The organism is Pseudomonas sp. FJ2-5-13 (assembly GCF_029201605.1).
GTDB classification, from domain to species: domain Bacteria; phylum Pseudomonadota; class Gammaproteobacteria; order Pseudomonadales; family Pseudomonadaceae; genus Aquipseudomonas; species Aquipseudomonas lactis.
On the sequence record NZ_CP104045.1, the window covers coordinates 3707742 to 3729187 of the forward strand.

Consider the following 21446-nt stretch of genomic DNA (forward strand, 5'->3'; position numbering starts at 1 on the left):
GTCAACAGATGTATTGGCTGTTCTACCGCATTCGCGAGCAAGCCCGCTCCCACAGGTTGACCGCGTGTACTCAGATAAACATCAGCCCGCCAGGCCGACAAACATATCCTGCACATCATCATGGTTGTCCAGGCCTTCCAGGAACGCCTCGACTTCTGCCATCTGCTCATCGGTCAAACCGCTGACCGGGTTCTTGGAGATATAACCCAGCTTGGCCGACAGCACGGTGAAGCCCTGCTCCGGCAAGGCCTTCTGCACGGCATCCAGGTCGGTGGTTTCGGTGATGAACAAGGTGGCGCCTTCTTCACCCTCTTCAAAGTCCTGGGCGCCTGCTTCGATGGCGGCCATTTCCGGATCGGCGTCCGGGGTGTCCGGCGATGCTTCGATCAGGCCGACATGGTTGAAATCCCACGCCACCGAACCGGAAGCGCCCAGTTGGCCCTTGCGGAAGGCCACGCGGATTTCCGCCACGGTGCGGTTGATGTTGTCGGTCACGCACTCGACGATCAGAGGTACCTGGTGCGGCGCGAAACCTTCGTAGGTCACGCGGTGGTATTGCACGGTTTCACCGAGCAAACCGGCGCCCTTCTTGATCGCGCGGTCCAGGGTCTCCTTGGGCATCGAGGCCTTTTTGGCCTGTTCCACCACCAGGCGCAGGTGCGCGTTGGTGGAGGTATCGGCGCCGTTGCGGGCGGCGATGGTGATTTCTTTCACCAGCTTGCCGAAAATCTTGCCCTTGGCATTGGCTGCCGCTTCTTTATGTTTGACTTTCCACTGTGCGCCCATGACTCACTCTCTTATTTCCATCGCGCCCAAACGTCTACTGGCCGGCGCTTTGGGGGCAGAGTTTATAGCGCGAGAACGCTTCGTTCCACCAAAAAACCGGCCAAGGCCCTCAGGTGCGCAAGGGTTTAATCACTGCATTGCGGTCCGGTACAAAATCCCCGGCCTGGGCCAGTACGGCGGGCCTGGCATTCCAGTAGGGCATCAGCACCAGCGACGAAAACAGTGCCGCGCCGGCAAACACGATAAAAACCGTGACGGTATCGAAATAGCCTGGCAGCAAACCACCCAGGATCGCCCCCACCGAACCGCAGCCGTTGACAAAGCCCGCTGCGGTAGCGCCGGCCTTGGCGGTGCCGAAGTCGATGGCCGCCGTGCTGCTGATCATCGAGTCCGGCCCATACAGCGTCAGCCCCATGACAAACAGCAACGTCATCACCAGCACCACACTGCCGGTGTGCAGCGCGCCCATAAACAACGCCAGGGCAACCGTCAGCGCCAACAGGCTCAGCACACAGGCGGGCATGCGCCGCGCGCCGAACAGCTTGTCGGAGGCCAGGCCGATCAACACCGGCCCGAGCAAACCGGCCAACTCAAACGCGGTGGGCACGATGGCGGCCCCGACCTTGCCCACCGACGGCATCTGCTCGTAGACGATCACCGGGCCCCACAACAGAATCGCATAGCGCGCCGGCTTGAGCAGGAAGTACGCCAGTCCCAGGGTCAATACCGTGCGATTGCGCAGGATCGCGCGCAGGGGTTCGAGTACGCTGACGCGCTGCTCGGCGGCCAACTGCTCGGCACTCAACACCGGCTCGGGTTCGACTGCCGGCAAACCCACATCCTGTGGAGTATTGCGCTGGAACATAAAGAACAGCACGGCCACCACGGCCACCACTGCGGCACTGGAAATAAATGCCGCATGCCAGCTGCCGATCAGCGTATAAGCCCACCAACCGGCAAACGGTGACGCAACCAACCCGCCAAACGCATAACACGAACTCCACAGCCCCAGCACCCGTCCCCGCTGCTGGGCCGGGAAGAAACTGCCGAGGTTCTTGCACAGCCCCGACCAGCCAGTGGACTGGGCCAAGCCCTGTATCAACATGCAGGTAACAAAGATCGGCAACGTGGCAAAGGTGCCCATCACCAGCGCCGCAGCCGCAGAAATCAGCAAGCCACCGAGCACCACCACCCGTGGCCCGAAGCGGTCGGCAAGCATGCCCCAGGTGAACTGGCCCACGGCATACGCGGCGAGGTAGAGGCCATCCAGGTTGGCCATCGTCATTTTGTCGAGGGTAAAACTCGGGTCGTCGCCAATCCCCAGCTTTGCCACCGAAAAGGCTTTGCGGGTGAAATAGAAAGCGGCGTACGCCAGCCAGGTAATCGCGAAAATCTGCACGCGCCAACGCTTGATGCTACCCATAGGGATATTCATGGTGGTTCTGACCTCAGGTGTGAGTGTGCCGGCAGAATCGAAAGAAAACGCCTGTTGTTTTTATGGTTGAGCACTGCAATACCGGGCCTTGAATAGCGCGGCATTGGTCAGATGGGTGCGGTGTGCCTGCGCCCATGATCGCCGTGGTTGTAGGACTCAACCTACGGCGACTGAGGAGCATCAAAGCAATGGCTGACTCATAGGTAAAATCGATTTATCGTATTTCAAATATAAGTTCAGCTTTTAAGAGGATGTGCCATGTCGGTTTCCCATGCCCAGCTCAAAGCCTTCCATGCGGTGGCCATTCACGGCAGTTTTACCGGGGCCGCCGAACGCCTGTTCCTGACCCAACCTGCGATTTCCGACCAGGTGCGCAAACTGGAAGAGCGCTTCGGCGTATTGCTGTTTCACCGCAACAAGCGTTCGGTGCGCCTGACCGATCTGGGTGAACGCCTGCTGGCCATTACCCAACGCCTGTTTGTGATCGAGGCCGAAGCCGAAGAATTGCTGCAGGATTCGCGTGCCCTGCTCACCGGAACTCTCACCCTGGCGGTGGATGCGCCCGTGCACGTATTGCCGCAGATCGCGCGCTTCTGCCAACGCTACCCTGGGATCAGCGTGAAAATCGAAACCGGCAATACCGACGAGTCGCTGTCGCGTCTTTACAACTATCAGGCCGACCTGGCGCTGTTGGGGCGCGATGTCGATGATGCGCGCCTGTTGTCAGTGCCGCTGCCCGACGACCAACTGTTGGCTTTTGTCGCACGGGATCATGCCTGGGCCGGGCGCGAATCAATCTGCCTGGCCGATCTGGATGACACCCCGCTGGTACTGCGGGAAACCGGCTCGGTCACCCGCCAGACCCTGGAGCAGGAAATGCGCCAGGCCGGCCTGCGCATTCGCCCGGCCATCCAGGTGGAAGGCCGCGAGGCCGCCCGCGAAGCTGTGGTGGTCGGGATTGGCGTCGGCGTGGTGTCGGCGGCAGAGTTCGGCGCCGACGCGCGGGTGTACGCCATGCCCATCCGCGATTGCACCCAACGCATGAAAGAAACCCTGGTGTGCCTGAAAGAACAGAGTTCACGCCGCGTGGTCGCGACCTTCCTGGAGATCGTACGTGAAAGCCTTCACGCCAACTCGAAAAACGCCTGAATCAAGCGCAGCGAGCGGCGGCGCTCCATGCAGCCGAGCATGTGCTGGTTCAGCAGGCCATCGCCGAGGATCGGCACCGCCTGTACACGCGGGTCCGGGCTGACCTCCATCGACGACACCACACCCACCCCCAACTCTGCCGCCACCGCTTCGGTCACGGCTTCACGACTGTCGAGTTCCAACAGCACTTTGGGTTGCACATTCGCCGCCAGGCACGCGTCATCAAAGGTACGGCGGGTGATGGAACTGGGCTCGCGCAGCACCATGATCACCTCATGCAACTGCGCCAGTTCAATACCCTCGCGCTGCTTGGCCCACGGGTGCGCGGCCGGCACCAAGGCGCAAATCCGTGACTCGTCCAAGGGTTGCAAGTGCAGGCCATTGCGCGGTTCCACCTCGGTGAGCACCGCCACATCCGCATGTTCGGACAGCAGCGCCGCCAGAGTTTCCTGAGCATTACCCAAACGCAGATTCACGGTAATGCCGGGGTAGCGTGCGCGCAGGCTGGCGATCATCGGCATGACCAAGTGAGGGCCATCCGCCGCCACTTCCAGGCGCCCGGTGAGCAACTGGCGGTTGGCCTCCAACATGGTTTGCGCCTCGTCGACCAAGCCGAAGATAGCGCGGGTGATGGCCGCCAGGCGCGCGCCTTCCTCGGTCAACTCCACCCGGCGTGCGGTGCGACGCAACAGAGGGATCTGGTAGTGCTCCTCAAGCGCCTTGATATGCCCGGTCACCGCCGGCTGGCTGATAAACAGCCGAGCCGCCGCACGGGTAAAACTGCCCTCACGGGCCACGGCATCGAATGCGCGCAGTTGAAACAGGTTCATAGCTATCGGCCTCACTGATAGCTCGCATAACAACAAACAATTTGATTGATGACAAGCCAAACTGCAATTTAGGCGCCGTAGCTTGACCCCCGACACCTTGCGAGGATTTGACATGACCCCTGCCGCGCCGATCCTGTTGACCCCCGGCCCCCTCACCACATCGAACCGTACCCGCCAGGCGATGATGGTGGACTGGGGCTCATGGGACGACCGCTTCAACCAGCTCACCGCCAGCGTGTGCACGCAGTTGCTGGCAATCCTCAACGGCGCCGACAGCCACCACTGCGTGCCGTTGCAAGGCAGCGGCACCTTCGCCGTCGAAGCTGCGATCGGCACCTTGGTCCCCCGCAATGGCAAGGTGCTGGTGTTGATCAACGGCGCCTACGGCAAGCGCCTGGCGAAAATCTGTGAGGTGCTTGGCCGCGAATTCAGCACCTTTGAAACCGCCGAAGACGAGCCCACCACTGCCGCCGATGTGGATCGCCTGTTACACGCCGACAGCGCCATCACCCACGTCGCGCTGATTCATTGCGAAACCAGCACCGGTATTCTCAACCCGTTGGCGCAGATTGCCGAGGTGGTCAAACGCCACGGCAAGCGCCTGATCATCGACGCCATGAGTTCCTTCGGCGCGCTGCCGATTGATGCCCGCGAAGTCCCCTTCGACGCGCTGATCGCCGCCTCGGGCAAATGCCTGGAAGGCGTACCGGGCATGGGCTTTGTCTTTGCCGAAAAAGCCGCGCTGGCCGCCGCCCAGGGCAACTGCCATTCCCTGGCGATGGACCTGTTCGACCAGCACAGCTATATGGCCAAGACCGGACAATGGCGCTTCACCCCGCCTACCCACGTGGTCGCCGCCCTGCATGAAGCACTGTTGCAATACGCCGAGGAAGGCGGCCTGCCCGCCCGTCACCAGCGCTATGCGCATAACTGCCAGGCATTGCTGGACGGCATGGCCGAATTGGGCCTGCGCAGCTTTCTACCGGCGGCGATCCAGGCGCCGATCATCGCCACCTTCCACGCCCCCGACGACCCGCGCTACCAGTTCAAAGCGTTCTACGAACGGGTCAAGGCCAAGGGCTTCATTCTGTACCCGGGCAAATTGACCCAGGTGGAAACCTTCCGCGTGGGCTGCATCGGCCATGTCGACGCCGATGGCATGCGCGCAGCGGTCAAGGCCATCGCCGAGGTGCTGCAAGAAATGTGTAGGAGCGAGCTTGCTCGCGAAGCACGTTAACGATAGCGCGGGCATCCTGAGTCAACGCGGTGCCTGGATGTTTTTCGCGAGCAAGCTCGCTCCTACATAGATGAATGTTATTACCCCACAGGATCTGAACCATGAACTATCAAAACCCCAACACCCTCCAGGCCGTCATCCTCGACTGGGCCGGCACGGTGGTCGATTTTGGCTCCTTCGCCCCTACGCAGATCTTTGTCGAGGCCTTCGCCGAGTTCGACGTGCAGGTGTCTATCGAGGAGGCCCGTGGCCCGATGGGCATGGGCAAGTGGGACCATATCCGCACCCTCTGCGACCAGCCGCAGGTTGCCGAACGCTACCGCCAGGCGTTCGGCCGCACGCCCACCGACGACGACGTGACCGCCATCTACCAGCGCTTCATGCCGCTGCAGATCGAGAAGATCGCCGAACACTCGGCCCTGATCCCCGGTGCCCTCGACACCATCGCCGCCCTGCGCGGCCAAGGTATCAAGATCGGTTCCTGCTCCGGCTACCCCAAGCAGGTGATGGACAAGGTCGTGGCCCTGGCTGCCACCAACGGCTACGTCGCCGACCACGTCGTGGCCACTGACGAAGTGCCCAACGGCCGACCATGGCCGGCCCAGGCGCTGGCCAACGTGATCGCCCTGGGCATCGATGATGTGGCGGCCTGCGTGAAGGTCGATGACACCGTGCCGGGCATTCTCGAAGGCCGACGTGCCGGCATGTGGACGGTGGCCCTGACCTGCTCGGGCAACGCGCTGGGCCTTACCTACGAGCAGTTCCGCGTCCTGGACAGCGACACACTGGCCAGCGAGCGCCAGCGCATCGAAGCGATGTTCGAAGGGTCGCGCCCGCATTATCTGATCGACACCATTACCGACCTGCCGCGGGTCATCAGCGACATCAACCAGCGCCTGGCCCGCGGGGAAATGCCGCAGGCCTACTGACCGAGGTCAAGACAACGGCATTGGCAACAAGCGCAGCGCTCAAAACAGGCATAGAGTTAATGCACTCCATCGCTAAAGAATGGAGGTATGCCCTGATGAGTGAGGAACACAGCGATGCCGTGGAAAAATTCCGATACACGCTACAGCACCATGTCGATTGCGTTGCACTGGTTGATGGTGGTGCTGCTGGCGGTGGTTTACGCCTGCATTGAACTGCGCGGCCAATTCCCCAAAGGCAGCGGTGCGCGCACCTTGATTGTTGAAATGCACTTTATGCTCGGCCTTACCGTGTTTGTGCTGGTGTGGCTGCGCCTGTTTGCCCGCAGCCTGGGGGTGGCGCCGAAGATCGTGCCGGCACCGCCGCCATGGCAGAGCCTGCTGGCGAAGCTGATGCACTGGGCGCTGTATGCGTTGATGATCGGGTTGCCGATTGCCGGTTGGTTGATCGTCAGTGCCAAAGGGCATTCGGTGATGTTTTATGGGATGGAATTGCCGCCATTGATCGCTGAGAACAAGGCACTGGCCAAAGAGATTGAAGGCTGGCATGTGCTGTTCGCCCAGGTCGGTTACTGGCTGATTGGGCTGCACGCGTTGGCGGGGATCTTTCATCACTACGTGATGCGCGATAACACGGCGCTGCGCATGATGCCGGCTGGAAGGAGGCTTTAACCCATTCATGGACTGAACTTAGGCCATCAGTTAAGCGCAACTCCCCTGTGGGAGCGGGCTTGCCCGCGAAGGCGGTGTGTCAGTCACAGTATCTCTTACTGCACTCCCGCTTTCGCAGCATAGGTATCTATACAACTTTGTAGGCTGTAGCAGCAGACGCTAACCACGATGCGAAGCGAGCCGCTCTTGATCTTGATCTGCTTTTGATCTCAGGCGCCCCGTTAAACCACGCTGGCCGGAATTCGACAGTGATTTGGGGGTAAACCGGCAGGGATGCCGGTTTAGCCGCCACGCGCCATGGATGGCGCGTGGCGGCGGCCCCCCAAATCACTGGCGGATTACGGGCACACCGAGCCTAAGCGAGGTGCCGAGTGGTGGGGCGAGGACCTTTTGGTTACTTTTGGCTGGGCCGGCATTCCGGTCCTTCCAAAAGTGACCCGCTGTCAGAGCGGAACCCTAAGTGGCCGTTACCGCAGCAATGGATATGTACACGGTCCAACTGCGTTGACTGTCAGGCCGCCTTCGCAGGCAAGCCAGCTCCCACATTTGGATCGCCGTGCCTCAGCCAGATCAGCGTCGGCTGTCAGGCCGTCACGGGAGCAAGCTCCCTCGCCACAGGTTCAGCGTCGTACCGAAGTTGTGTAGATACCTATGGCTTTCACAGGCAAGCCAGCTCCCACAAGGGGTTTGCGCCCGTCGCTGAAGCCTCGGCGGCCTTGCAGGCCGCCGGTGTGGATGAAGATCAGGCGCGTGCCGGGGGTGAAGCGTCCGGCCTCGACCTGCTGTTTCAACGCCAACAGCGCCTTGCCGGTGTAGAGCGGCTCCAGCGGTAGGCCGCACGCTTGTTCGGTGCGCTCAATGAAGTCCAGCAACAGCGGATCGACCTTGGCAAAGCCACCGCGACAGGCGTCCAGCACTGTATAACCGTCCCGCACGATAGCACTCACGTTCTGCGCCACACCGTGGTCATCCGGCACCGCCACAGCGCCATACACCCAATGCGCACCCGCCTCCGCCAGCGCCAGCCCCGCCACCGTCGTGCCGGTACCTGCCGCCAGCCACCAGGCGTCGTAATCGCTCCAACCGAGGTTACCCAACTGCGCCCGCGCCTGCTCGACCAACACGCCACAGCCCCGAGCACCAGCCAGCCCCCCGCCGCCTTCGGGTATCGGATGAAAGCCAGGATACTGCTCGCGCCAAGGCAGCCAGAAACCCGCTTCATGCCGCGCCCGATAACCGCCATAACCGAGCCAATGCAGTTGCATGCCAAGTGCTTTGAGGTCGAGAACCGTGGGTGTGTCTTGAGGATGGCCGCGCAACAGGCCGACGGTGGGGAAATCAAAGCGCTTGCCCGCCGCCGCCAGTGCATGCAGATGGTTGGAGTAGGCACCGCCGAGACTGATCACCCCCGTGGCCCCAGCATGTCGGGCCTGGGCCAGGTGCTCGGTGAGCTTGAACCACTTGTTGCCGCTGATCAGCGGGTCGATACGGTCCAGGCGCAGCACGGCCAACTCGACTCCGTTCAGCCAGTCCAGGTGCAAGGGTTCAAGGGGCGCATGAGGCAGCCAATCGAAAGGGCCCATCGGCAGGTATCTGAATGAAAAAGGGGCGGTAGTCTAACACCGCCCCTCTTGGCGTATTACAGCTCTGCAGCCAGGCGCGAGCCCTGGTTGATGGCGCGCTTGGCGTCCAGTTCGGCCGCCACATCGGCGCCGCCGATCAGGTGCACGTTCTGGCCGGCAGCCACCAGGCCGTCGTGCAATTCGCGCAGCGGGTCCTGGCCGGCGCAGATGACGATATTGTCCACCGCCAGGACTTGCGGCTCGCCCTCGGCGCCGATGCGGATATGCAAGCCTTCATCGTCGATCTTCAGGTACTCGACACTGTTGAGCATCTGCACCTGCTTGTTCTTCAAGCCGGTGCGGTGGATCCAGCCCGTGGTCTTGCCCAGGCCATCGCCCACCTTGGAAGCCTTGCGTTGCAGCAGGAACACTTCACGGGCCGGCGCATGGCGCTCGGGTTTGATCCCGGCCACGCCACCACGGGCTTGCAGCTGAGTGTCGATGCCCCACTCTTTCCAGAACGCCTCGCGATCCAGGCTGGTGGAGACGCCTTGGTGCACGAGGAATTCAGACACGTCAAAGCCGATGCCTCCGGCGCCGATCACCGCCACGCGCTTGCCCACCGGCTTGCGCTCAAGGATCACATCCAGGTAACTCAACACCTTGGCGTTGTCGACACCCGGAATCGCCGGGGTACGCGGTGCGATGCCGGTGGCCAGGATCACCTCGTCATAACCGCCCGCTACCAGTTGCGCAACGTCTACACGGGTGTTGAGGCACAGCTCGACGTGGGTGGTCTGCAATTTGCGCTTGAAATAACGCAGGGTCTCGAAGAACTCTTCCTTGCCCGGCACGCGCTTGGCGATATTGAACTGGCCGCCGATCTCGCTGGCGGAGTCGAACAAAGTCACCTGATGCCCGCGCTCGGCGGCCACGGTAGCAGCGGCCAGACCCGCAGGGCCGGCGCCGACCACCGCGACTTTTTTGATCTGCTTGACCGGCAGGTAATTGAGTTCGGTTTCGTAGCACGCCCGCGGGTTGACCAGGCAGGTGGTCAGCTTGCCGCCAAAGGTGTGGTCCAGGCAGGCCTGGTTGCAGCCAATGCAGGTATTGATCTCATCGGCACGCCCGGCGGCGGCCTTGTTGACGAACTCGGGGTCGGCCAGAAACGGCCGCGCCATCGAGACCATATCGGCGTCGCCTTCAGCCAGGATCTGCTCGGCGATTTCCGGGGTGTTGATACGGTTGGTGGTGATCAGCGGAATCTGTACCGAACCGCGCAATTTGGCCGTGACTTTACTGAACGCACCGCGGGGCACTTTGGTGGCGATGGTCGGGATACGGGCTTCATGCCAGCCGATACCGGTGTTGATGATCGTCGCGCCGGCCTGTTCGATGGCCTTGGCCAACTGCACGATCTCTTCCCAGACACTGCCGCCCTCCACCAGGTCGAGCATCGACAGGCGGAAGATGATAATGAAGTTCGGGCCTACGGCTTCGCGTACACGGCGCACGATTTCAACCGCCAGGCGCATCCGATTTTCAAAGCTGCCGCCCCAACGGTCGGTGCGATGGTTGGTATGGGCGGCGAGGAACTGGTTGATGAAGTAGCCTTCGGAACCCATGATTTCGACGCCGTCGTATTCGGCGACCTGGGCCAGCAGCGAGCAGGTGACAAAATCCTGGATCTGCTTTTCGATGCCCTCTTCATCCAATTCCTTGGGCTTGAACGGGTTGATCGGTGCCTGGATAGCGCTCGGCGCCACCTGCTTGGGGCTGTAGGCGTAACGCCCGGCGTGAAGGATCTGCATGCAGATCTTGCCACCCGCGTCGTGCACGGCCTGGGTGACGATCTTGTGCTTGCGCGCCTCTTCTTCGGTGGTCAGCTTGGCCGCACCGGCATACACGCCGCCTTCATCATTGGGGCCAATGCCGCCGGTGACCATCAGGCCCACGCCGCCACGGGCGCGCTCGGCAAAGTAAGCGGCCATGCGCTCGAAACCGCCGGGCTTTTCTTCCAGGCCAGTGTGCATCGAGCCCATCAGGGTACGGTTGCGCAAGGTGGTAAAACCCAGGTCCAACGGGGCCAGCAGGTGCGGGTAGGCAGCAGCGGTCATGGTACAGCTCCACAACGGATCATCACGGGACGTGGCGCACTCGAACGGCGTGCCATCGGTTTATGTCCCACAGACTAAGAGGCGGTGGACCACGGCTCAATGACTGAAACTGACAAGTTATTGATCCAAATGCACAGCGCCCCTTGGCAAGCCACGCCATGGGCCCTACCCTAGTCGCGAACCCTGCACCTGGTCTGTTGTCTGTTGCCCCATGCGTAAACTTCTAGCGTTCACCGTCATCATGGCCCTGGTTGCCTCCCTCGCCGCGTATCTGGTCTGGACCCAGGAGCGCCCCGTGGCGCATTACCTGTCCGACCTGCGCATCACCCTCGCCGTCAATGAGGGCGAACCGGCCGACCGGGGCAACCTGCTGGGCATCCAGCCGGAGCTGTTCCCTGCCGATTACCAGAGCCTGGAACGCCTGCACCTGAAGCTGTCGGCGTACCTGCAAAACGCTCGGGACCTGGGGCTGATCAACGCCAAAACCGTGGTGGTGCTGCCGGAGCATATCGGCACCTGGCTGATGCTCGGCGGCGAAAAGAATGAGCTGTACCAGGCCGCTCATCTCAAGGACGCCATGAACTGGCTGTCGATCAGCAACCCGCTGCAATTTGCCAAAGCCTGGATCAGCGCCACCGGCGACAACCGCATGGATGATGCGTACCTGCGCATGAAAGCCCCGGCCATGGCCCGCGACTATCAAGTGTTGTTTGGCGGCCTCGCCAAAGAATTTGGCGTGACCCTGGTGGCCGGTTCCATTGCCTTGCCCAACCCAAGCGTGATTCAGGGGCAACTGGAGATCGGCCACGGCGCGCTGTACAACGCCAGCGTGGTGTTTGCCGCCGACGGTTTGCCGCTGGGCCAGCCGCAGCGCCAGCTTTACCCGATCTACGATGAGCGGGGCTTTATCGAGCCGGGTGATGAGCATGTCGTCAACGTTGTCGATACTCCCGCCGGGCGCCTGGGCATCCTGGTGGGCAGTGACAGCTGGTACCCGGACAACTACCGCAAGCTCAACGAGCAAGGCGCGCAATTGATCGCGGTGCCGGCTTTTGTCACCGGCCGCGACACCTGGGAGCGTCCGTGGCGTGGCTTCAAGAGCGTATCCACGCCGTCAGAAGTGAGCCTCAAGCCTGAAGAAACCAGCGAGGGCGCAGCCTGGCGTCGCCTCACGCTGATCAGCCAGCCACCCGTCAGCCAAGCCACCGCAGGCATGAGCGTCTTTCTGCGCGGGCAGTTCTGGGACCTGGGCAGCGCCGGCCAGAGTTTCCTCAGCCGCAATGGGCAAGTCTTCGCCGATGGCGACGCCCGTGGTGCGCGCCTGCTGAATATCTGGCTGTAGCGCCTTGAAGCCGGTGCGCCTGGGGGATCTGTCGGTGGGCTTCGTGCACACCCTGGCCGACGCCATCCACAGCCACGGCCTGGACGCGCAACCCCTGCTGCTGCAATACGGCCTCGATCCAGCTCGCCTGGCTGAGGCCGGCGCACGCTTGTCGATCCCGCGCTACATGCGCCTGGGCCACGCGGCCATCCAACTGACCGGCAACCCTGGCCTGGGCCTGCGCATGGGCCAGCTCAGCCGCTTGAGCCAGGCCGGCCTTGCCGGCGTCACCGCCGCACAAGCGCCCACGGTGCGCGAAGCCGCAAGGACGCTCACACGCTTTGAAGCGCTGTACGGTTCCAACTATCGCGGGCAATCAAGCTTTCATGAAGACGCCGAAGGCGCGTGGCTGCGGTTTTATTCCATCAGCCCCTATAACGCCTACAACCGCTTTGTGGTGGATTCGATCATCGCCGGCTGGCTGCAGCAACTCTCGGGCCTGGCGCAACAGCCGGTGCAGGCACAACGAATTGAAATCGAATTCGACGCGCCGGACTACCACGATCACTACAGGGTACTGGGAGAGGGCGTGGTGCACTTCGGCGCCGAGGTCAATCAACTGCGCCTCAACCAACCCACCCTGGCGCTGCGCAACCCACAGCACTGCCCAAGCACCTGGCACCTGTTGCTACAGCTGTGTGAAAGGGAATTAGAGCAGTTGACCCGCACCCGCAGCCTGCGCGAGCGCATTACCCGTTTGCTCGGGCCGATGCTCAATGGCGGCCGGGAACCCGACCTGGAAGAAGTGGCGGCACGCTTGAAGCTGCCCACCTGGACATTGCGGCGCAAACTGGCCGAGGAAGGCACGCAGTTTCGCGCGATTCTCAATGACACCCGTCGCGACCTGGCCATGACCTACATTCGCGACACGGAACTGGCGTTCGGCGAGATCGCCTACTTGCTCGGTTTTGCTTCGGCCCAAGCCTTCCAAAGGGCCTTCAGGCGCTGGAACAACCAGACCCCAGGGGAATTTCGCCGCAGTCAGCGACACTCCGCCTGAAGTCGGTGTTACAGCTCGGTAGCATCGTCGGCTGGGTCCAGTGGGTCTAGCTCGAATGCCTGGTACTCCAGCAGTTCTTCCTGGTAATCGTCCATGGTGGACTCCTTCTTCATGTTGAAAGCGGTTGCAGATTAATGACCTGCGAACCCAGCCTAAAGTGCCGTCATGACGAAAAAAAGTCGACGTCGTGACATTCCTGCTCTTCAGGATTAAACGTAGCGGCGATCACTGGATTTAACTTAACCGCAACCTCGGTCAACATGTGGGAGCTGGCTTGCCTGCGATGGCCATAGGTATCTACACAACTTATGGGCTGTAGCAGCAGACGGTAACCACGATGCGAAGCGAGCCGCTCTTGATCTTGCTCTGCTTTTGATCTTAGGCGCCCCGTTAAACCACGCTGGCCGGAATTCGACAGTGATTTGGGGGGTAAACCGGCAGGGATGCCGGTTTAGCCGCCCCGCGCCATGGATGGCGCGTGGCGGCGGCCCCCCAAATCACTGGCGGATTACGGGCACACCGAGCCTAAGCGAGGTGCCGAGTGGTGGGGCAAGAGCGTTTTGCTTACTTTTGCGCTTTTCAAAAGTGAGCCGCCGTCAGGGCGGAACCCTAAGTGGCCATTACCGCAGGAATGGATATGTACACAATCCAACTGTGGTGACTGCCAGGGACGCCTTCGCGAGCAAGCCCGCTCCCACAGTTTGACCGCGGGGTATCAGGGAGATAAGTGTCGGCTGGCAGGCCGTCACGGGAGCAAGCTCCCTCGCCACAGGGTCAGCGTCGTACCGAAGTTGTGTAGATACCTATGCTGCGATAGCGACCTGTCAGCCGACGCTTCTCTACCTGACACCCCGCTCCCACATTCGAGCATTGCGTTATTGCGCAGGCATCGGCAGCGGTGGAATCGCTTCTGTCGGCGCAGGCAAGGCCGGATCAGTCGGCGTCGGCGCCACCGGAGCAGGCTCTGTCACCGGTGCAATCGGTGCAGCCTCAGGTGGTGGCGCGAGCGGCTCTGCAGCGGCGGGCGCAACAGGCACCTCCTTCGGTGCCTCGACCTTCTCGGCTGCCGGAGCGGCCTTGGGCTCGGGCACGCCCAGGTCGGCCTTGGGCTGCTCGGGGATATGCTCGGCCTGTTTCACTTCCTGCGGCAAGAACACGTCCACCAGCGCGAAGTAACGCTCGTAGAACTTGGGTGCCGAGACGGTCTCGCTGGCCACTTTCACCATCGAGTCGTCGGTGGAGCCAATCGGCATCGACACCGAGCCCAGCACGCCCACGCCGAGGCTCGCGGAGTTGTTGACCTTCTTCAACGCATAGCGGTCCTGCAAGGCGTTGGCAAACATCGTCGAGTGATTGCTGCCCTTGCCATCAGCGGCGCACACCACATTGAAACTGATCTGCAGGTGGGTCTCGCCGGTCTGCTGGAAGCTCTTGTTGCCGGCCACCAACTTCGGATCGCTACTGGTAATGATGTAACCCTGACTCAGCAGGGCACGGCGCGCCGCTTCACAGGCCGCCACATCGCTGACCGGGTAATCGCGGGAAAACGTACCGGAGTCGTCGAAATTCTCATGTTCGTAGATAGCGGTCTTGGGTGACGAGCAGCCCGCAGCGCCCGCCAGCACCAGCGCCAACCCGAGAGTGCGCAAGTGAAATGATGTCGACATTGAAAATCCTGAAGAAAACGGTCCGGACGGTATTGTGCAACAGAACACGACACTGAAGCGCGATTCCTGTCGGTAAAACATCTCAGGCTAAGACAGCAGCGTCAGTAGGAAAAAGCCTGGCGCACATAGGATCGATAAAGAGCCGTAATGTGCGCGGTTCTATGACAAGTTTGTTTACAACTTATTCCTCACCTTTCTATCATCGCCCCTGGGTGCGTTGCTGCATAAAGTACGGCGCAGGTTAAAAGCCAAGCATTGGTCGGGCCGCCAATGGAGAGTTGTCGTGCCTGATAAACACCCCGCCATCCCCCGCCCCCAGCGTTTGACTGAGGGCGCGCTGTCCGCCCTCGAGCGCTTTTCACATATCGAAGCCGTCAGCGGTATCGTGCTGCTGCTGGCCGCCATCGTCGCGCTGGTGTGGGCCAACAGCCCCGCCGCCGCGACCTACGAGCATTTCTGGAACACGCCCATCACCCTCGGGCTGGGCGACTACAGCGTGTCGCGCTCCCTGCATTTTCTGGTCAATGACGGGCTGATGACCATCTTCTTCCTGGTGGTCGGTGCCGAGATCCGCCAGGAAATCAAAGACGGTGCCCTCGCCAACCTGAAGCTGGCCACGCTGCCGTTAGGCGCGGCGTTGGGCGGCGTGCTGATGCCGGCACTCATCTACACCCTGCTCAACCACGGTACCGCCGCCGCGAGTGGCTGGGCGGTGCCCACCGCGACCGACATCGCCTTTGCCGTGGGCGTGCTCGCGCTGCTGGGCAAGTCGATCCCCAGTGGCGTGCGTATCCTGCTGCTGGCCCTGGCGATCATCGATGACATTGTGGCGATCCTGATCATCGCGATCTTTTTCACCGCCAGCCTCGACTACATGGGCTTGGTGATTGCTGCAGGCGGGCTGGCCCTGGTGCTGGTGTTCCAACGCATGGGTATCAGCAAGGCGGCGATCTACCTGCTGCCTGGCGCTATCGTTTGGTTTGGCCTGCTCAAGACCGGCGTGCACCCAACGCTCGCCGGGGTGATCCTTGGCTTGATGACCCCGGTCAATTCCAAGCCCACCCGGGAACGCCCGCTGGAAACCATCGAACGCACCTTCAACGAACTGATGGACCGGTTCTCGCAGCCAGCCGAAGGAGCCCAGCAAGTCGCCACGCCCCTCAAGCAATTGCGCGAAGCCCAGCGGGAAATATTGCCGCCGGTGCAGCGGGTTCAATCAGCGCTGCACCCCTGGGTAGCCTTCGGCGTGATGCCGCTGTTTGCCTTGGCCAACGCCGGCGTGAGCCTGGACGGCTTCAATCTGGATGACCCGCTGGCCCACGGTGTGTTCATGGGCGTCATCTTCGCCCTGGTGCTCGGCAAGCCTCTGGGCGTGATGCTGGCGAGCCTCGCGCTGGTCAAGCTGAACATCTGCAAGCTGCCGGACGGTGTGACGTGGACGGGCGTTGGCCTGGTCGGTCTGTTGGCGGGGATCGGTTTTACCATGTCGATCTTTATCTCGTCCCTGGCATTTTCAGACCCTGCTCTGCTGTCGGCTGCCAAGCTGAGCGTGTTGGCGGCTTCAACCCTGGCGGCAGTGATCGGGTTGACGTGGGGCAAGCTCAAGTTTGCAGGTAAGAACGCCTAAAGCGCATTCAGCACTCACTTTATCAAAGGCAAAAAAAGACCCCGGCCTTTTCAGGTCGGGGTCTTTTTATTCAGGCCGGCATCAGTACTTCTTGATGTCTGCCTGGGTTTCCAGCTGCTTGCGGTAGGCCGCGAAGTCCTGCTGGCCAATACGGGAAGCGAGGAAGCGGCGGTATTGCGCCTTTTCTTCGTCCGTAGGGGCCGCCGCTTCGTTCACGCCGTTCAAGCGCACGATCATCAGGCTGCCATCGCGCAGGGTCACGGTGGTGAAGGTCGGCTTGTCCTTGGCCGCAGGCTTGGGCATGCGGAACAAGGCTTGCAGCACGGCCGGGTCGATAGACTCCTGACCACGGGTAGCCGCCTCAGTCACCTTCCAGGCCTGACCGTCAACCGGCTGGTCCAGCGCGGTCTTGCCATCACGCAGGCTGGCGATCAACTCGTCGGCACGGGCTTTGGCGGCAGCGCTCGCGCGCTCCTTGGTCATCTGGGTGCGAATAGCCGCAGCGACGTTCTCCAGCGGCAATTGGGCCGGCTTGAGATGCTCTTTGGCACGCAGCACGATGATGGTTTCCGGGTCCAGCTCGATGGCGCTGCTGTTGGCGCCTTCATCCAGCACTTCCGGGCTGAAGGCTGCAGTGACCACGGCACGGTTGGCCGCAACACCTTCGCCACCTTCACGGCCAAACGGCGCGGAGGTGTGGACGGTCAGCTTCAAGTCAGACGCTGGCTGGGCCAGGTCAGAGGCTTCGAATGCCGCATCTTCCAATTGCTTGGTCGCTTCGACAAAACGCTGTTCAACCTGCTGGGCCTTGAGCTCGCGGGTCAGCTTGTCTTTCAGGCTGGCGAACGATGGCACCTCAGGCGCTTCAACGCCCAGCAACTTGATCAGGTGCCAACCGAAGGTAGTACGCACCGGCGTCGACACCTGGTCTTGCTTCAAGCCGTACAGCGCGGTTTCGAAGTCCGGGTCGTAAACACCAGGGCCGGCAAAACCGAGGTCGCCGCCATTGTTGGCCGAACCTGGATCCTGGGAGAACTCCTTGGCCAGGGCTTCGAACTTCTCACCCTTGGCCAGGCGCGCCTGGATGTCTTCGATCTTGGCCTTGGCTTGCGCCTCGGTGACCTTGTCGTTGACTTCAATCAGGATGTGCGCGGCACGACGCTGTTCAGCGAGGTTGGCGGTTTCCTTCTCGTAGGCAGCCTGCAGCTCATCGTCCTTGACCGTAACCTGGTCGAAGAAGGACGACTTCTTCAATTCCAGATAGTCGATGACCACCTGGTCCGGGGTCATGAACTCTTTGGCGTGCTGGTCGTAGTAGGCCTTGACCTCGTCGTCGGTGAGTTTCACCGCCGCAGGGTCAGCCTTGATGTTGACGGTGGCGAAATCGCGGGTCTGTTTTTCCAGGCGGGCGAATGCCAGCACCTCGGCGTCAGTCACGAAACCACTGCCAGCGATGCCTGCGCGAACCTGGCCGATCAGCATTTCCTGGGTCAGCATCTGACGGAATTGCATGCGGCTGTAGCCCAACTGACGGACCACCTGGTCAAAGCGTTCGGCGTTGAACTTGCCGTCTACCTGGAATTCCGGCGTCTGCAGGATCACCTGGTCCAGCGCAGCTTCCGAGAAGCCAAACTTGGAATCAGCAGCGCCTTGCAGCAGCAGCTTACGGTCGATCAGGCCCTTGAGGGCAGCATCGCGCAGCAGCTTTTCGTCCAGCAGGGAAGCGTCGAAATCCTTGCCCAGCTGTTGCATCAGCTGGCGCCGTTGCATGTCGACAGCCTGGCTCAGCTCGGTCTGGGTGATTTCTTCACCGTTGACCTTGGCCACGTCCTGCTTGTTATTACCCGAAGCCTGGAAAATGGCTTCGATACCGGTGAACGCCATCAAAGCGACGATGATCCCGATGATGGTCTTGGCAATCCAGCCTTGTGAATTGTCCCTGATATTTTGCAGCATGCGTCCCCCAGAAACGGTTGAACTTCAAAAATTAGGCAACCGTGGAGCGTGGGTAGAGTCCGGATAGAAGAAAGGCGCATCCGAGGATGCGCCTTCTCGTAACTGGCGGAGCGGACGGGGGTTCGAATCTGCACCCCCGGCGTGGCGACCCGATACGTGGGTCAGCTACCGCTCCGCTGCCAGGCCAGACCTGCGTCCGACCCGGGTAAGCAAAGGCTTGAACGAAGCTTAGTTAACGGCTTCTTTCAGGGCTTTACCGGCTTTGAAACCTGGTTTCTTGGCAGCAGCGATTTGCAGTGCTTTGCCGGTCTGTGGGTTACGGCCAGTGCGAGCTGGGCGGTCAGTCACAGAAAAAGTACCGAAGCCTACCAGTACCACGGAGTCGCCGGCCTTCAGAGCGCCAGTGACGGATTCGATTACTGCGTCCAGCGCACGGCCAGCAGCAGCTTTCGGGATATCAGCGGATGCAGCGATAGCATCAATCAGTTCCGACTTGTTCACTCTAAGTCCCCTTATATATCTATTGAGTATGATTCTAAGTTTTTTGGTAAAAAGCAAAACCAGTGCTGAATGGCCTACAGACACTTAAGAGCCGCTTTATAACAAGGGCTCTAAAAAGCTGTCAAGGAAGCCCCCAGGCTCCAACACATTAATGCGTGCTAATTCTTTCCTTGGAATCGGACTCGCGTTTTTCGTCCTTCGCGACAATCTCCGGGGCCACATCCGGCAAGGGCTCCGGCGCGTATTGCAGCGCAATTTGCAGGACCTCGTCAATCCATTTAACCGGTTTAATCTGAAGATCCTGCTTGATGTTGTCAGGAATTTCCTTCAAGTCGCGAACATTCTCTTCAGGAATGATCACGGTCTTGATTCCACCCCGGTGGGCGGCGAGCAATTTCTCTTTCAGACCACCGATCGCCAATACCTGGCCACGCAGGGTGATTTCCCCGGTCATCGCCACATCGGCGCGCACAGGAATGCCGGTCAAGGCCGATACCAGAGCCGTGCACATGCCTACGCCAGCGCTAGGGCCGTCTTTGGGGGTCGCCCCTTCCGGCATGTGGATATGGGTGTCGTGCTTCTCGTGGAAGTCCAGCGGGATGCCCAGGCTGCGGGCGCGGCTGCGCACTACCGTCTGCGCGGCGGTAATGGATTCGACCATCACGTCACCCAGAGAGCCGGTCTTGATCAATTGACCTTTGCCCGGAATCACCGCAGCTTCGATGGTGAGCAATTCGCCACCCACCTGGGTCCACGCCAAACCAGTCACCTGGCCGACCTGGTCCTGTTGCTCGGCCAGGCCGTAGCGGAATTTCTTCACGCCCAGGAAGTGCTCCAGGGAGTCGGCAACCACTTTCACCGAGAAGCGTTTTTCCAACGCGTGTTCCTTCACCGCTTTGCGGCAGATCTTCGCGATCTGGCGCTCAAGGCCCCGTACACCGGCCTCACGGGTGTAGTAACGCACGATGTCGCGGATCGCCTCGACCTCGAATTCGATCTCGCCCTTCTTCAGGCCGTTGGCCGAAATCTGCTTGGGCGCCAGGTACTTGACCGCGATGTTGATCTTCTCGTCTTCGGTGTAGCCCGGCAGACGAATCACCTCCATCCGGTCCAGCAAGGCTGGCGGAATGTTCATGGAGTTGGAGGTGCACAGGAACATTACGTCAGACAAGTCGTAGTCGACTTCCAGGTAATGGTCGTTGAAGTTGTGGTTCTGCTCGGGATCTAGCACTTCAAGCAGCGCCGAGGCAGGATCGCCACGCATGTCGCTGCCCATTTTGTCGATTTCATCGAGCAGGAACAGCGGGTTGCGTACACCCACCTTTGTCATCTTTTGAATCAATCTTCCCGGCATCGAACCGATGTAGGTACGGCGATGACCGCGAATTTCCGCTTCGTCACGCACGCCACCCAAGGCCATGCGCACGAATTTGCGATTGGTTGCGCTGGCAATCGATTCCGCCAGGGAGGTTTTACCCACACCCGGAGGCCCGACCAGGCACAACACCGGACCGCGGATTTTCTTCACGCGTTTTTGTACAGCGAGGTACTCAAGGATGCGCTCCTTGACCTCTTCCAGGCCGTAATGGTCAGCGTCGAGAATCTCTTCAGCACGAGCCAGGTCCAGGCGCACCTTGGTCTGGGCCTTCCACGGCACTTGCACCAGCCAGTCGATATACGAGCGCACCACGGTGGCTTCAGCCGACATCGGCGACATCTGCTTGAGCTTGTTCAGCTCGGCGGTGGCCTTGGTCAGGGCGTCTTTGGGCAGGCCAGCGGCATCGATACGCTTTTTCAGCTCTTCGATTTCGTTGTGGCCTTCCTCGCCGTCGCCGAGTTCCTTCTGAATGGCCTTCATCTGCTCATTCAGGTAGTACTCACGCTGACTGCGCTCCATCTGCTTCTTCACGCGGCCACGGATGCGTTTTTCAACCTGCAACAGGTCGATTTCGCCATCCAGCATCGCCAATACGTGTTCGACACGCGCCGACAGGTCGATGATTTCGAGGATGTCTTGCTTCTGCTCGATCTTCAGCGCCATGTGCGCGGCCATGGTGTCGACCAGGCGGCTTGGCTCATCAATGCTGTTGAGGGACGACAGGACTTCAGCCGGGACTTTCTTGCCCAACTGCACATACTGCTCGAACTGCGACAGCAGGCTGCGTACGAACACCTCGGATTCACGCTCCGGGGCTTCGACTTCTTCGATCAGCGCCACTTCCGCGCGCAGGTGGCCGTCCACCTCCATGAAGCGCTCTACGGCACCGCGCTGCTCGCCTTCGACCAGCACCTTGACGGTGCCATCGGGCAGCTTGAGCAATTGCAGGACAGTGGCAATGGTGCCGACGCGATACAGGGCATCTTCGCCCGGATCATCATCAGCAGGATTCTTCTGGGCCAACAGCAGGATTTGCTTGTCGCCCGTCATCGCGGCCTCGAGGGCTTCGATAGACTTCTCGCGCCCCACGAACAGCGGGATAACCATGTGCGGATAGACGACGACATCACGCAACGGCAGGAGAGGCAATTCGATGGTTGTCTTCATGATTTCGCCTCTATGACAGTTCAAAAATAAGCTTGAAACCAAGATGGGGGTTGCA

16 protein-coding genes are annotated in these 21446 nt (G+C 60.9%); 7 read left to right on the plus strand and 9 right to left on the minus strand.

Going from position 1 to position 21446, the window contains the following annotated elements:
* Positions 1-81: 81 nt before the first annotated feature.
* Entirely contained in the window at positions 82-786 is a 705-nt protein-coding gene (locus tag N2A98_RS16215) for a YebC/PmpR family DNA-binding transcriptional regulator (protein WP_044274673.1), read from the minus strand.
* A 109-nt stretch (positions 787-895) separates the two neighbouring features.
* Complete coding sequence (locus N2A98_RS16220) at positions 896-2221, minus strand: MFS transporter (RefSeq protein WP_032896542.1); 1326 nt, start codon at positions 2219-2221, stop codon at positions 896-898.
* Positions 2222-2479: 258 nt separating this feature from the next.
* Here N2A98_RS16220 and N2A98_RS16225 point away from each other — a divergent pair, with 258 nt between their 5' ends.
* Positions 2480-3370 (plus strand): LysR substrate-binding domain-containing protein, encoded by an 891-nt coding sequence (locus N2A98_RS16225; protein ID WP_032896540.1) that lies wholly within the window; start codon positions 2480-2482, stop codon positions 3368-3370.
* On the opposite strand, the gene N2A98_RS16230 is transcribed toward N2A98_RS16225, so the two are convergent.
* The gene (locus tag N2A98_RS16230) at positions 3346-4200 is read right to left on the minus strand and encodes a LysR substrate-binding domain-containing protein (RefSeq protein ID WP_044274675.1); all 855 of its coding nucleotides are present in this window, start codon (positions 4198-4200) and stop codon (positions 3346-3348) included. The genes N2A98_RS16225 and N2A98_RS16230 overlap by 25 nt on opposite strands.
* A 112-nt stretch (positions 4201-4312) precedes the next feature.
* Here N2A98_RS16230 and N2A98_RS16235 point away from each other — a divergent pair, with 112 nt between their 5' ends.
* From N2A98_RS16235 to N2A98_RS16245, 3 genes are all read left to right on the plus strand, one after another.
* Positions 4313-5437, plus strand: a complete 1125-nt coding sequence (locus N2A98_RS16235; protein WP_044274676.1) for a 2-aminoethylphosphonate--pyruvate transaminase — start codon at positions 4313-4315, stop codon at positions 5435-5437.
* 101 nt (positions 5438-5538) lie between these two features.
* On the plus strand, positions 5539-6366 hold the full coding sequence (phnX, locus tag N2A98_RS16240) for a phosphonoacetaldehyde hydrolase (RefSeq protein ID WP_069557973.1): 828 nt from the start codon (positions 5539-5541) through the stop codon (positions 6364-6366).
* Between the two features lie 114 nt (positions 6367-6480).
* On the plus strand, positions 6481-7035 hold the full coding sequence (locus tag N2A98_RS16245) for a cytochrome b (protein WP_044274678.1): 555 nt from the start codon (positions 6481-6483) through the stop codon (positions 7033-7035).
* Between the two features lie 620 nt (positions 7036-7655).
* Here the strand turns inward: N2A98_RS16245 and N2A98_RS16250 are convergent.
* The gene (locus N2A98_RS16250) at positions 7656-8618 is read right to left on the minus strand and encodes a pyridoxal-phosphate dependent enzyme (protein WP_275622327.1); all 963 of its coding nucleotides are present in this window, start codon (positions 8616-8618) and stop codon (positions 7656-7658) included.
* A gap of 56 nt (positions 8619-8674) precedes the next feature.
* Positions 8675-10714 (minus strand): NADPH-dependent 2,4-dienoyl-CoA reductase, encoded by a 2040-nt coding sequence (locus tag N2A98_RS16255; protein WP_044274621.1) that lies wholly within the window; start codon positions 10712-10714, stop codon positions 8675-8677.
* Between the two features lie 211 nt (positions 10715-10925).
* On the opposite strand from N2A98_RS16255, the gene N2A98_RS16260 reads away from it, so the two are divergent.
* Together N2A98_RS16260 and N2A98_RS16265 are read left to right on the plus strand one after the other, a co-directional pair.
* A complete protein-coding gene (locus N2A98_RS16260) occupies positions 10926-12056 on the plus strand; it encodes a carbon-nitrogen hydrolase family protein (RefSeq protein WP_047711200.1) in 1131 nt (376 codons plus the stop codon).
* Positions 12057-12060: 4 nt separating this feature from the next.
* Complete coding sequence (locus tag N2A98_RS16265) at positions 12061-13095, plus strand: AraC family transcriptional regulator (RefSeq protein ID WP_078803386.1); 1035 nt, start codon at positions 12061-12063, stop codon at positions 13093-13095.
* An 875-nt stretch (positions 13096-13970) separates the two neighbouring features.
* Here N2A98_RS16265 and N2A98_RS16270 read toward each other — a convergent pair.
* Positions 13971-14762 (minus strand): DUF2242 domain-containing protein, encoded by a 792-nt coding sequence (locus N2A98_RS16270; protein ID WP_047711202.1) that lies wholly within the window; start codon positions 14760-14762, stop codon positions 13971-13973.
* A gap of 283 nt (positions 14763-15045) precedes the next feature.
* On the opposite strand from N2A98_RS16270, the gene nhaA reads away from it, so the two are divergent.
* Positions 15046-16389 carry a Na+/H+ antiporter NhaA gene (nhaA, locus tag N2A98_RS16275; protein WP_069558216.1) on the plus strand — a complete coding sequence of 448 codons (1344 nt, stop codon included), beginning with the start codon at positions 15046-15048 and terminating at the stop codon, positions 16387-16389.
* An 81-nt stretch (positions 16390-16470) separates the two neighbouring features.
* On the opposite strand, the gene N2A98_RS16280 is transcribed toward nhaA, so the two are convergent.
* The 3 genes from N2A98_RS16280 to lon form a co-directional block, all read right to left on the minus strand.
* On the minus strand, positions 16471-18345 hold the full coding sequence (locus N2A98_RS16280) for a SurA N-terminal domain-containing protein (RefSeq protein ID WP_044274626.1): 1875 nt from the start codon (positions 18343-18345) through the stop codon (positions 16471-16473).
* 228 nt (positions 18346-18573) lie between these two features.
* On the minus strand, positions 18574-18846 hold the full coding sequence (locus N2A98_RS16285) for an HU family DNA-binding protein (RefSeq protein ID WP_003174819.1): 273 nt from the start codon (positions 18844-18846) through the stop codon (positions 18574-18576).
* Between the two features lie 148 nt (positions 18847-18994).
* Positions 18995-21391, minus strand: a complete 2397-nt coding sequence (gene lon, locus N2A98_RS16290; protein WP_003192252.1) for an endopeptidase La — start codon at positions 21389-21391, stop codon at positions 18995-18997.
* Positions 21392-21446 lie beyond the last annotated feature (55 nt).

Excerpts from the sequence above, each read along its gene's own strand:
- N2A98_RS16230 (WP_044274675.1), bottom strand. The coding sequence starts at position 4,200 with ATGAACCTGTTTCAACTGCGCGCATTCGATGCCGTGGCCCGTGAGGGC.
- N2A98_RS16280 (WP_044274626.1), bottom strand. The coding sequence starts at position 18,345 with ATGCTGCAAAATATCAGGGACAATTCACAAGGCTGGATTGCCAAGACC.
- N2A98_RS16270 (WP_047711202.1), bottom strand. The coding sequence starts at position 14,762 with ATGTCGACATCATTTCACTTGCGCACTCTCGGGTTGGCGCTGGTGCTG.
- N2A98_RS16235 (WP_044274676.1), top strand. The coding sequence starts at position 4,313 with ATGACCCCTGCCGCGCCGATCCTGTTGACCCCCGGCCCCCTCACCACA.
- N2A98_RS16260 (WP_047711200.1), top strand. The coding sequence starts at position 10,926 with ATGCGTAAACTTCTAGCGTTCACCGTCATCATGGCCCTGGTTGCCTCC.
- N2A98_RS16250 (WP_275622327.1), bottom strand. The coding sequence starts at position 8,618 with ATGGGCCCTTTCGATTGGCTGCCTCATGCGCCCCTTGAACCCTTGCAC.
- N2A98_RS16225 (WP_032896540.1), top strand. The coding sequence starts at position 2,480 with ATGTCGGTTTCCCATGCCCAGCTCAAAGCCTTCCATGCGGTGGCCATT.
- N2A98_RS16215 (WP_044274673.1), bottom strand. The coding sequence starts at position 786 with ATGGGCGCACAGTGGAAAGTCAAACATAAAGAAGCGGCAGCCAATGCC.
- N2A98_RS16245 (WP_044274678.1), top strand. The coding sequence starts at position 6,481 with ATGCCGTGGAAAAATTCCGATACACGCTACAGCACCATGTCGATTGCG.
- phnX (WP_069557973.1), top strand. The coding sequence starts at position 5,539 with ATGAACTATCAAAACCCCAACACCCTCCAGGCCGTCATCCTCGACTGG.
- N2A98_RS16220 (WP_032896542.1), bottom strand. The coding sequence starts at position 2,221 with ATGAATATCCCTATGGGTAGCATCAAGCGTTGGCGCGTGCAGATTTTC.
- N2A98_RS16255 (WP_044274621.1), bottom strand. The coding sequence starts at position 10,714 with ATGACCGCTGCTGCCTACCCGCACCTGCTGGCCCCGTTGGACCTGGGT.
- lon (WP_003192252.1), bottom strand. The coding sequence starts at position 21,391 with ATGAAGACAACCATCGAATTGCCTCTCCTGCCGTTGCGTGATGTCGTC.